At 36.7% G+C, this 12,154-nt stretch carries 10 protein-coding genes; 3 read left to right on the top strand and 7 right to left on the bottom strand.

Going from position 1 to position 12,154, the window contains the following annotated elements; all coding sequences use genetic code 11:
• Positions 1 to 107 precede the first annotated feature (107 nt).
• Positions 108 to 989 carry a YsnF/AvaK domain-containing protein gene (locus CUC15_RS05415; RefSeq protein ID WP_114915693.1) on the top strand — a complete coding sequence of 294 codons (882 nt, stop codon included), beginning with the start codon at positions 108 to 110 and terminating at the stop codon, positions 987 to 989.
• Positions 990 to 1,376: 387 nt separating this feature from the next.
• Here CUC15_RS05415 and CUC15_RS05410 read toward each other — a convergent pair whose 3' ends face one another.
• On the bottom strand, positions 1,377 to 2,243 hold the full coding sequence (locus CUC15_RS05410; protein ID WP_242985956.1) for a ComEC/Rec2 family competence protein: 867 nt from the start codon (positions 2,241 to 2,243) through the stop codon (positions 1,377 to 1,379).
• A 212-nt stretch (positions 2,244 to 2,455) separates the two neighbouring features.
• Here CUC15_RS05410 and CUC15_RS05405 point away from each other — a divergent pair, with 212 nt between their 5' ends.
• Positions 2,456 to 2,881, top strand: coding sequence for a MaoC family dehydratase (locus CUC15_RS05405; protein ID WP_114915691.1), 426 nt, complete (start codon positions 2,456 to 2,458; stop codon positions 2,879 to 2,881).
• Between the two features lie 93 nt (positions 2,882 to 2,974).
• On the opposite strand, the gene CUC15_RS05400 is transcribed toward CUC15_RS05405, so the two are convergent.
• From CUC15_RS05400 to CUC15_RS05385, 4 genes are all read right to left on the bottom strand, one after another.
• Positions 2,975 to 5,110: an ATP-dependent Clp protease ATP-binding subunit gene (locus tag CUC15_RS05400; RefSeq protein ID WP_114915690.1), complete on the bottom strand. Its 2,136-nt coding sequence runs from the start codon at positions 5,108 to 5,110 to the stop codon at positions 2,975 to 2,977.
• 692 nt (positions 5,111 to 5,802) lie between these two features.
• Positions 5,803 to 6,600 (bottom strand): delta-lactam-biosynthetic de-N-acetylase, encoded by a 798-nt coding sequence (pdaA, locus tag CUC15_RS05395; RefSeq protein WP_114915689.1) that lies wholly within the window; start codon positions 6,598 to 6,600, stop codon positions 5,803 to 5,805.
• A gap of 51 nt (positions 6,601 to 6,651) precedes the next feature.
• Complete coding sequence (locus tag CUC15_RS05390; protein ID WP_114915688.1) at positions 6,652 to 7,962, bottom strand: Na+/H+ antiporter family protein; 1,311 nt, start codon at positions 7,960 to 7,962, stop codon at positions 6,652 to 6,654.
• A gap of 178 nt (positions 7,963 to 8,140) precedes the next feature.
• Complete coding sequence (locus CUC15_RS05385; RefSeq protein ID WP_114915687.1) at positions 8,141 to 8,944, bottom strand: YfkD famly protein; 804 nt, start codon at positions 8,942 to 8,944, stop codon at positions 8,141 to 8,143.
• Positions 8,945 to 9,129: 185 nt separating this feature from the next.
• Here CUC15_RS05385 and CUC15_RS05380 point away from each other — a divergent pair, with 185 nt between their 5' ends.
• Positions 9,130 to 10,281, top strand: coding sequence for an MFS transporter (locus CUC15_RS05380; protein WP_114915686.1), 1,152 nt, complete (start codon positions 9,130 to 9,132; stop codon positions 10,279 to 10,281).
• Between the two features lie 105 nt (positions 10,282 to 10,386).
• Here CUC15_RS05380 and CUC15_RS05375 read toward each other — a convergent pair whose 3' ends face one another.
• Together CUC15_RS05375 and CUC15_RS05370 are read right to left on the bottom strand one after the other, a co-directional pair.
• Complete coding sequence (locus CUC15_RS05375; protein WP_114915685.1) at positions 10,387 to 11,070, bottom strand: amino acid ABC transporter permease; 684 nt, start codon at positions 11,068 to 11,070, stop codon at positions 10,387 to 10,389.
• A 12-nt stretch (positions 11,071 to 11,082) separates the two neighbouring features.
• Positions 11,083 to 11,979: a transporter substrate-binding domain-containing protein gene (locus CUC15_RS05370; RefSeq protein WP_114915684.1), complete on the bottom strand. Its 897-nt coding sequence runs from the start codon at positions 11,977 to 11,979 to the stop codon at positions 11,083 to 11,085.
• Between the last annotated feature and the right edge of the window lie 175 nt (positions 11,980 to 12,154).

Genomic DNA, 12,154 nt, shown 5'->3' with positions numbered 1-12,154 from the left:
GAAATTGTCAATCTTTTTTATAAAAAATCATTAGAATAATGCTTAAAATGTTTAAAAAGAGGTCAAATGGGAAAATAACCACTATAACAACTTAGGAGGTTTTTTCAATGGCTAAACAAATTATTGGAAGCTATAGCACAGAAACGGGAGCTATTGCAGCAGTAAATAATTTCAAAGAGAACGGGATGCTGGCAGAAGACCTTACAATTCTTACAAATCACAGTGCAGATATCGACAGAATTGAAAACAATACAGATGTAGATGTAAAAGTAGGAGGAAATACTGCAGAAGATGAATCTTTCTGGGACAGCATTAAGAGATTCTTTACAGATGAAAATGAGACTTCGGATGCAAATCCATATGATCAACTAACAAATCTTGGCGTATCATCCTCTGATGCAGCGGCATATCAGGACGATTTAATCTCCGGGAATATTATAGTAATTGCTGATAATGATACAAGGACAGGCTTTATCCCGGATACACCCGATAGTGGGCTATCTGCTTCTGGATTCAATGTAACACCTGAAGATGATTTGGTCGGAAATAATGATCTATATTCAGAAACTGAAAAAGTGAAACGTCGTGAAGAGGAACTTCAAATCAATAAAAACAAGGTTCAAAGTGGTGAGGTTCATGTTGACAAGACGGTAACTGAGGAACTGCAAAATGTTGAAGTCCCTGTTGAAAAAGACGAGGTCCATGTTGAGCGCAGACCTGTTACAGATTATGAAGAATCAGCTAGACCAATTGAAGATGACGAATCTATCCGTGTTCCAATCGTTGAAGAAGAAATTGAAGTGAAGAAAAAGCCTGTTGTTAAAGAAGAAATAGTGATTGATAAAGAAAAAAATCTTGATACAGCGCATGTCGCGGATACTGTAAAGAAAGAGCATGTTGATGTAACTGATGAATACGGAATGGATATTGAAGATAAAATTGATACGGACGAAAAATATCGGACGGGCACAGATAAGTTCAGAAGATAAAGTAAAGCTTTATTTACGTGTTAGTTGAAATTTAGATTCTTACAAGCAGTTTGACCCCCCACTCTAAAACTTAGGCTGGGGGCTTACTGCCTGTTACAGATGGGATAAATATTATTGACTTGTTAATCTAGCCTCGAGATCATGTTTTAAGGCTTTTTTAATGTTCGAGATTCGACTAGGCTAGATGAAGAAACTAGATGAAACCAAACTTTTAACAATAATTGTATTCACAAAAAATAAGGTTCGGCACACAATGTGTACGAACCTTATTTCTCTTCTGTTTTCTTAGGTTCGTTTTTCAGAAGAAGACCAGCCTTTTTGATTGACTCCCTTAATAAGAACTCCAAGTATTATATCTAGCATCACATTGCAAATATTGAAGGATGATTAACTCGCTATGTTTTCAGTAGGACTTTTTTCAGGAATAATCATATAATCTTCTCCATTTGTAAGAATTCGTAAGTTGCCAAATACTCCAGTTGAGTAAATCTGCGCATCAATTCTGTCTAGATTGTCAATTACCCTTTCAACCGGATGTCCATAGTCATTACCGATTCGATATGTAAGTATGGCAATCTGTGGATTTACTTCGTGTAGAAATTGATAAGAAGTACTCGTATCTGATCCATGATGTGCAATTTTAACTATTTCTGCTTCCAGGTTATGTTTTTCTAATAGTGTCTTCTCTTGCTCCATTTCTACATCACCCATTAGTAAAAAGTCTACTTCCTTATAACTGACCTTCAACACAAGTGAGGATTGATTATTCGTTTTATTTTTACTATTAGCATTTAAAACTTTTATCTTTACATCTGGATCCAACAGGATTGGTTCATTTATCTTTGCCACTTTTATTGGGATCCCTTGTTTTCGGATTTCCAATGCGTAACTTGCATAGGTATTGGTGAAATGAAGTTTTCCAGAATCAATTACTTGTTTAACAGCCACTTCCTTCATTACCTTTTTCAGTCCACCGATATGATCGACATCTGGATGAGTGGCGATAAGCAGATCAATTTGCTTAATACCTAGTTTATTTAAGTAGTCCACCACCCTTTTCCCTGCTTTAGGCGGTCCACCATCGATAAGTATCGTCTTCTCAGTAGGAGTTTGAATTAGAATACTGTCACCTTGGCCAACATCGATAAAGTGAACTTCCAGCTCTGATTTGGAGTCACTTTTTACCTTAAGCAATGGCTGAGTACATATGAAAAAAATCATAAACAGAAGAATAAATGTAGTTATATTTTTCATCGGAGTCATCCTTTTGTTAAAATGACGTTCGATATTAGTTTTTCACAGGGAGATTCAATTTATCCTCAATCATATAAAGTTAACTAGCAGGATAAGACCTTAGCTAATCGTATAAGACCAACCTGTGATGCGAACTAGGAGAATGATTTTTACTAATCGAGGAATGATGCTAATATAAACTAGTACAACAATTAATAAACAGAGGTGTATCAATGAAGCTAGATGAGTTTACAATCGGACAGGTATTCGAAACGAAATCATTCAAATTAACAAAAGAAGATATCATGAAGTTTGCGGGAGAATTCGATCCTCAATATATGCATTTAGATGAGGAAAAAGCAAATCAAGGAAGGTTTAATGGGATTATTGCTTCTGGTATACATACGCTAGCAATTTCATTTAAGCTTTGGATTGAACAAGGTGTCTATGGTCCTGATGTCATTGCTGGGACACGGATGAATAATATAAAATTTATAAAGCCAGTGTATCCTGGTAATGAATTACATACCATTGTTAAGGTTATTGATAAAAAAGCAGCAAAAAATGAAACAGGTATCCTTACTGTATCGTTGTCTACTTTCAATGATAACGAAGAAAAGGTTTTTGAAGGTGACTTGTCCGTGTTAATAAAACGTTAAAGGGGCTATTGAAAGCAGAATAAAATGTTCGAATTGTGTGCATTCAAAGGAAAAACCTCGCTGAATAACATTCAGCGAGGTTTTCTCATTTAACTACTGTACCATCTTCACGACAATTTCATTATCCACTACATCAACATTTACTTTTTCAACTGTGTCATGTTCCAGGATTAAATCGGTTAATTGGTCCTCAATCTTATCCTGAATTACCCGACGTAATGGTCTTGCACCGAAGCGTTCATCATAACCGCTCTTCACTAATACTCGTTTTGCTTCATCTGTAATCGTAATGGTTGTTTCGTTTTCTTCAAGTCTGTCTTGTAATTCAACAAGCATAAGGTCAACGATTTTCAATAAGTTTTCTTCAGATAACTGATTGAAGTTAACGATTGTATCAAAACGATTCAGGAATTCAGGCTTAAAGTATGCACTTAATTTCTCTAATGTTGATACAGATTCGTGTTTTCCTGTATTAAATCCAACATTAATCTGTTTGTCACCTGTACCTGCATTACTTGTCATGATAATAACGGTATCCTTAAAGCTTACTTTGCGTCCTTGAGAATCAGTTAAATGACCATCCTCCATAATTTGCAAGAAGGTATTTAACACGTCTGGGTGCGCTTTTTCAACCTCATCCAATAGTAAAATCGAATATGGATTACGTCGCACACGTTCCGTTAATTGTCCTGCTTCCTCATGGCCTACATAGCCTGGAGGTGAACCGATAATCTTAGACACTGAATGTTTCTCCATGTATTCACTCATATCAAGACGAATGATTGAATCACGAGAGCCGAATAATTCATCAGCAAGTACTTTCGATAATTCCGTTTTACCGACACCTGTTGGACCTACAAATAAGAAGGTACCAATTGGACGATTCTTAGATTTCAATCCTGCACGACTACGGCGAACTGCTTTTGCTACTTTATTTACAGCCTCATCCTGGCCGATAACTTTATCACTTAATGCTTGCGCAAGGTTTTTCATTTTTTCTTGTTCGTCTGTTTGCATTTTTGTTACTGGGATACCTGTTTTTTCTTCTACAATCAATTGAATGTCACTAACATCCACATCAATAATTTTGTCCTCATCTGATGCTTTTTCTAATTGTTTTTGTAGTTGAATCTCTTGATATCTCAAGTTCGCTGCACGTTCATAGTCTTCTTTTTCAGCTGCTTGTTGTTTTTCCTTTGTAATCTCATCAAGTCGTTGCTTAATAGAAGAAGAATCAACAGATGAATTTTTCAAATTCAATCTTGAACCAACCTCGTCCATTAAATCGATTGCTTTATCTGGCAAGAAACGATCTTGGATATAGCGGCTGGATAACGTAACGAATGCTTGGATTGCTTCATCAGAATAGTGGACTTCATGGAATTTCTCATATCGGTCTTTTATTCCATTCAAAATTGTCACCGTATCTTCTTGAGTAGGCTCATTCACCGTTATTGGTTGTAAACGTCTTTCGAGTGCTGCATCTTTCTCAATTTGACGATATTCTTTTAATGTTGTTGCACCAATCAATTGTAATTCTCCACGTGCTAACGCTGGTTTTAAAATGTTTCCAGCATCCATTTGTGAGCCTTCAGCTGTTCCTGCTCCAACGATTAAGTGGATTTCATCAATAAATAGGATGACATCATCACGTGACTTAAGTTCGTTGATTAATTGTTTCATGCGTTGTTCGAATTGTCCTCGAATACCAGTATTGGCAACTAATGATGCCACATCGAGTAAATAAACTTCTTTATTTAATAACTTTGTAGGGACACTTCCTTCAACAATTTTCACTGCTAGACCTTCAGCAATAGCGGTCTTACCAACACCAGGTTCACCAATTAAAACTGGGTTGTTCTTGTTTCTTCTATTTAAAGTTTCAATTACACGTTTAATTTCATTGTCACGTCCAATTACTGGATCAATTTCACCAGCTCTTGCTCCATCTGTAAGGTTGCTTCCTAATTGATCAAGTAAACTATTTCTTTTAGTAGTTTGTTTTTGCTTCGTTTTTGCTCCCACTTTAGCTTCACCATTTCCATTACCTTGAGCAAAGAAATCCGAAGCATCATTTGCAAATCCAAATGGGAAACCAGTAGAATTCATCATTTGTCCTTGGAGTTCACGGAAACAATCATTACAAAGGTGTATTTCCATTTTTTGATTATTCATCATCATTGCTGCGTTGATGTTAGCTTCATTGACGCCACATTTTTGACATAGCATATATTCCATTCCTCCTAGAAAAATTATATTTAAAGTTAATTTCATTTTTGACTTTGACTATCTTTGACCTTATAAATATATTATACTCTGACCTTTTTTGACTTTCAAGTATTTTGTTTATTTTTTTGATTTCCTTATATTAATGAAAAGTAATATTTCAGCAAGTGAATCAAGGACTATAAAGCCAAATGTCAATTATTAAGTTTGACCATCTTTGACCTTATGAACATATTATAACTTGACCTTCTTTGACTTTCAAGTGTTTTGATTCACTTTTTATTTTTTTGAGAAGTGTCTATGAGGTAAACTAGGAACTTACTTAGGATGATATTTGTTTCCTTGGCCGTCGCTCCAGAAATACACTACGCGCACCTTAGGGGAGCTGGTGAGCCAACTCGCGCTATCGCGCTTCATTGTCTCACCTAGGCTCTTCTTCCCGCAGGAGTCTTCGTGTATTTCTTCCGCTAAGGTAGAGCAGAATCTAGAAACAAAAGAATGACGGACCGAACAACTATTAACATTGATTGTAGCAATGTACTCGAGAATCATGTGGAAATTGCAACGACTTTCTAGGTTTCGAAGACATAATTGTCACTTATTCGGAGTTTATATCAACTTCTAATAACTATCCATTAAATTTAAATATAGAGAGGGGGCTCGGTAATAAACGAGCCTCCCTCTCTATATTTTTTTTAATATCCATAAATCTCTTTAGGTAGAAGATCCTTAAGTAATAGATCATCTAAGCTTTTAAAGCTGTATCCTTGCTTCTTAAGTTCTTGAATAATTTGCTCAAGCGCTGCGGCATTATCAGAAGAAATGGCGTGTAAAAGGATGATCGCCCCTGGATGGATCTGCGCCATAATTTGATCATATGCATATTTGGCGCCCTTTTGCCCGTTTACATTCCAGTCATTAAATGCTAATGACCAAAAAATATGCGTTAACCCTAGCTCATTTGACCATTGCAACGTCTGTTCATTAAAGGTCCCTCTTGGCGGCCTGAGAAATTTTATTTCTTTTTGCTTGGAAACGTTGGAAACAGCTTCTTCTAATGTTTCTAGTTCCTTTTTCATTGCTTCTTTTGTTAATATCGTGAGATCTGGATGGTGATACGAATGATTTCCTATTATATGTCCTTCATTAACCATTCGCTTTATTAAATCAGGCTCAGTCTTTACATAATGCCCTGTAACAAAAAACGTTGCAGGCACTGATTCCTTCTTCAATACATCTAATATGTCTGAAGTAAATCCATTCTCATACCCATTATCAAATGTTAGATAAACGACCTTATCTCCGGAATGATCGACATAGTATGCTCCATATTTTGCGAGCATTTCTTGATACTTACCGATTTCCGGAGTTTTATGTTCGTTATTTTTCATATAACCCCAGCCAAATCCACCTGCCGCTACTTGAACAGGGCTAAGGAAAATAAGACTGAAGATAAGAAGATAAATGATCGATGCACTATTTTTTTTATCCATAACAACCCACCTATTTTCTTCTTACCTTGTCCTATCTTAATGGAAATTATGCTATAAAATTAATGCTGCAACCCAGCCAAAGATAAACAATGGAATATTAAAATGAATAAAGGTTGGAACACAAGTATCCCATATATGGTTATGCTTTCCGTCTGCGTTTAATCCTGCTGTCGGTCCAAGCGTACTATCTGACGCAGGTGAACCTGCATCCCCAAGTGCTCCGGCAGTACCGATAAGGGCAGCAATTGCTAATGGTGAAAAACCTGCCGCAGCACAGATAGGCACATAAAGCGCTGCAATAATCGGAACCGTTCCAAATGATGAGCCAATTCCAAGCGTTACAAGCAACCCAACTAATAAAAGAATAAAAGCAATTAGGGCTTGATTGTCACCTAGCAAGCCGGACGATACGTCGACAAGTGCTGTTACAGCGCCAGTTTCTTGCAAAATCATACCGTAACCTGATGCGACTAACATTACAAATGCGATGGTCCCCATCATTCCGATTCCCTCTGTCATTACTTGATCCCCTTTACGGAATGGAATGACGAGAAATAAGAATAGTAATAGTAAACCAGTTAATGCACCAACAATTAGATTATCGGTGATGATTTGAACAATAAAGGAACCAAGAATGGCGACGAGCGTGAATAAATGCTTCTTATTAAATGTAACAACCGTATCTTCCTCTTTAATATTGGTCGGAACTATTCCGCCAGCGCCTGGAATTGCATCTCGTTCCTTACGATAGGTGATAAAAATAGCAACTAATAGACCGAAGATCATCCCAAGTCCAGGAATAAACATTGCCTTCGTGATCTCTCCTATCGTTATTGCTACCCCACTACTTTCCATACCTTCTTTAATAATTCCATAGAATATAAGTCCGAAACCTGCTGGAATCATAATGTATGGTGTCTTTAAGCCAAATGTTAGCGCAACTGCAACTGCACGGCGATCGATACGCATTTTATCAAATAATTTTAATAATGGCGGAATTAAAATTGGAATAAATGCAATGTGGATTGGCACAAGGTTTTGCGATAGGCAGGCAACACCTGCTATAACGAGTAGTAGCATCGTTTTCTTCCCTGTTAAGACGCGAATCAAATATTTAACTAACATCGTCATGATACCTGTATAACTAATTGCAACTGCGAATGCACCTAATAAAATGTAGCTCAGCGCTGTATTAGCTGACCCTCCCATTCCACTAACGAGCATTTCAATTGATTCTGTGATTGATAAACCAGACATTAGACCTGCAATTATTGCTGCAGCAATAATCGCTATTATAACGTTTACTCGAAGTAAACTAAGTATAATCATTACTAAAACGGAAACTAAAACAACCCATTCCATTTCATGCTTCCCCTTTCATGCTGTCGATAACTTTAATACTTTACTATAATAAAGCATTAAAGGATTTTTTTCAAGACCTTTTATCATTTCCGGGTTCAGCTACAGGATAGGGATTGATATAACGTCATATCCATCTAAACACAACAAACTCTGTAATATAATTACAGAGTTTTGTCTATTACTTCAGTTGGTATGAAAATGAAACATGATCTTGAATTGGGATCCATGCACCAATTCCCTGCTTTGTTACATTCTTGATGACAAGATGTTTTTTTGTACCTTTTAATTCAATGTAAACTTCTCCAAAGGTAACCTGTCCTTTTTCATTTACCGCTGGTGCAAATGCATGTAGATAACCATATTTATTCACTGGGACAACGTATTTATTATTCTTTTTTGTATTGCCGCCAATCGTACTAGCATATGCAAGAGGCAGTTTTGTCTTTTCTGCTGATTTTAAGAGCATCATTTTTTTTACTTCCTCTGGATTAGCAACTTTATTCGTTAGCGCACCCTTTATTTCCTTTTGATTCTGTTGGATATAGTTCATTTCCTGATTCACATTTCCACCAAGATTATTTAGTTCGTTCGTATTTATTGGTTGATATTCCCAATTTATGGTTGTCTCTTTTGAGTCATAATTTAATGGCCACCGTCCAAGATATATCATGCCTCGATAACCAATTCCTACTGGTGAAGGCTTTATCGAGGTTTCATTGAGCATTTTAATTAAATCTGGATTTTCAATAGCTACTTTAACTCCGTCTATTAATTCCTGTGTCAGCTCGCTCGGCTCCATTATTTCTTGATCTTCTGATGAATTAGGAAAAGTATTTTCTTTTGATATGTTTAGTACATGACTTGGTATTTCAAATGCGTCTACTTTCGTTTTCGCTTTTTCTTCCGCAAAAATGGTTAGTGGCAGTGTCAAAATTATAAGGATTGTAATAAGTAAGGCGAGAACATGCTTCATGTTTTTCATATGTCTGTCCCTCTCTTTATGTTAGCTAGGAAAAATCTAAGTTTAACTATAGTTTTTGACTAATCTCAGAAATTATACGTAACTTGCAAAGGATCTTTTACTCAAAAAATCACTTCCATTGATATTTACGATAAAAAGCCTTAAATTTAATATTGGACTTATATTCATAAAGAGTGAGGGACAACATGGTATCAACTAAGAATAGATTTAGAATATTAATTTTACTCGTCATGATTTCTGGTTTTTCACAGGGAATGCTGCTGCCACTGCTCGCTATCATCTTGGAGCAGAACGGTATCGCATCATCCATCAACGGACTACATGCTACAGGACTTTATATCGGAATTTTAATTGCATCTCCTTTTATGGAAAAGCCGTTACGAAGATTTGGGTATAAACCTGTAATACTAGTTGGTGGTGCACTTGTCTTCATTTCAATGGCAATATTTCCTTTTTGGCAAGCTTTGTGGTTTTGGTTTATTTTACGAATGGTAATTGGGATTGGCGATCAATTACTGCACTTCGGTACACAGACATGGATAACGACAACAGCAACAAAAGAGAATCGTGGAAGACAGGTTGCCTTTTATGGCATGTTCTTTAGCCTCGGTTTTGCATTAGGTCCGTTAATGACACGACTTCTTTCTATTAATGAAGCCCTCCCATTCCTAGCTTCCGCTGTACTGAGCATGATCGTCTGGTCAACCATGCTATTTGTCCGCAATGAATTTCCAAAGGACGAAGAAATTACGAACATTAAGACATCCAACGCTTTTGGCAGGTTTATAGAAGCCGGGAAAATTGCTTGGGTAGCGCTTCTGCCAGCTTTTGGTTATGGATTTTTAGAGGCTTCATTACATAGTATCTTTCCTATTTATGGGCTACGAATCGGGCATGATACCGCAACACTATCTTTAATTATTCCATGTTTTGCGGCTGCAAGCTTGATAACTCAATTACCACTTGGTGCTTTAAGTGACAGGATTGGTCGAAGAAAGACATTACTCGTCGTCCTTTCAGGTGGATTCATTTGCTTTACTGCAACTGGACTTTTGGAATCATCGATTGTAGCTTTATTCATCTTCTTTACACTTACAGGCATGCTCGTAGGTTCGATCTATTCATTAGGTATATCCTATATGACAGATTTATTGCCACTCGCTTTGTTACCAGCGGGAAATATTATGATTGGCATGGCTTTTAGTATCGGCAGCATTAGTGGACCTATTCTTGGGGGGATTTTCGTTGATCTCTTCCCTGGTATTTCCTATTTTTATTTGATTGCAGCAACCATTTTATCGATTGCAGCTGCAATATTTTTGAAAGGTAAAAACTAGTGCAATTCAAAATATAAAACCGCATGAAATCGGGTTAACACCCTAGATTTCATGCGGTATTTTTGATTAGAGCCAAAGCCAGTTAATTTCACTGCCTCTTTCCACTTATACAAACTTACTATAGTGCTTTTCTAGTTGTTCTTGCAGGTAACCAATGGCGATACATATCGGCCAGTAAATGAGTGCAACTAATATATACATAGTCATCGCATCAAATTCTCTTCCAGCAACAATCTGTGTTTTTTGAAAAAGCTCTGGAACCGTAATTACTGCGGCAAGCGAGGTTGCTTTCACGACATCCATAAAAATATTAGTCATCGGCGGAAGTGCGATTCTTACCGCTTGTGGCAGAATAATTCTTCTTAATGATTGCCAGTATCCAAAGTTTAACACCTTTGCCGCTTCCCACTGTCCTTTATCTACACTATTCAATGCCGACCGATCAACCTCAGCAACAAAAGCCGAACTGATTAAGCCAAATCCTAATATTGCAGCAGTAGTTGCATCAAGCTGAATCCCAACGACAGGTAAGCCAAAATATAGAATAAAGAGAAAAACGAGCATTGGTGTTCCTCGCATAAAGGAAATATAAATTCTAGCTGGCCACCTAAGCAGAAAGGACTTCGAACTTCTTGCTAATGCAAGGAACAAGCCTAATACTAATGCCATTGCCATTCCTGCTATCGAAACGAGTAATGTCATTGGTAAACCTTCTAATACAAAAGGTAAACTCTCGATTGCCAATTCAATATCAAATAAGCCACCAAAATCGAAACCATTGAAGTCCATCTCTATTTCCTCCTACAGTTCTAGACCTTCAATAACTTCAACTTCCTCTTCTGACTCTTTAGAAGCATCCTCTTCATAGAACTGAATAGCTAATTCTGTTAGTGTGCCATCTTCATGCATTTCACCCAAAACTTTGTTGATTTCCTCTGTTAGCTTATCCGCACCTTTAGGCAGTACGACAGCTTGTTCTGTTGGATGGAATTTCAATGTAGGGTGTAAATGCAAATCAAAGTCTGGGAATGCTGCTACACCGAATTTCGTTAAGAAATAATCATTAATTACAACATCTGTTCTCGCATTACTTACATCACTTAAATAAGCTTCGTTTGGTGCATTTCCGTATGTAACAACTTCAGCACCATACTTTTCAGCAATTTGACTGTATACGGTCGTTGCTCCACCGCCAGCTTTTTTACCTTCTAAATCTTCTAATGACTCAATGCCGGAATTATCGGATTCACGTACTGCCATTACTGTGTAAGAATATTTATATGGCTCGCTGAAATTAAATTCTTCTTTTCGTTTATCCGTTATATCAATATTATTTGCAGCTGCATCAATTCTGCCACTCTGGATTGCTGGAAGCATGCTGTCAATCCCCATAATTTCAAATGAAATATCCAAATCAAGACGTTTTGCTATTTCTTTCATAACTTCTACATCATAACCTGTTAACTCATCTGCATCATCGTAATAAGACGCGGCAATTAATGTACCAGAGGTTCCAACTACAAGCTCGCCTGCTTCTTGTACCTTCTCCCAACGCTCATCTGTTTCAGCTGCAGTATTATCTTCTGCAGCGTTTTCATTCGAATTGCCTTTCTCCTCTTCACTTTCACTTGCATTTCCACAAGCACTAAGTATTGCAATAATTATAAGTGAAATTAATAATAAACTAAGTTTCTTCACTTTGACCCCTCCTATTGTTCTATTAAATTATCTATTATGACTATAACAGTTTTAATTTTCCATATCAAGCTGTTAAAATCTGTTATTTCTGTATTTAACTAATTAATAATACAATCATGTTTTTATTTAGTACATGCTTTTTTATTTACTAAATAAATTCACAAATGCTAAAACC

The sequence above is a fragment of the Oceanobacillus zhaokaii genome, from assembly GCF_003352005.1.
GTDB lineage: Bacteria > Bacillota > Bacilli > Bacillales > Amphibacillaceae > Oceanobacillus > Oceanobacillus zhaokaii.
The sequence above is the reverse complement of the archived record's forward strand: the minus strand, read 5'-3'. Positions and strand labels throughout refer to the sequence as shown.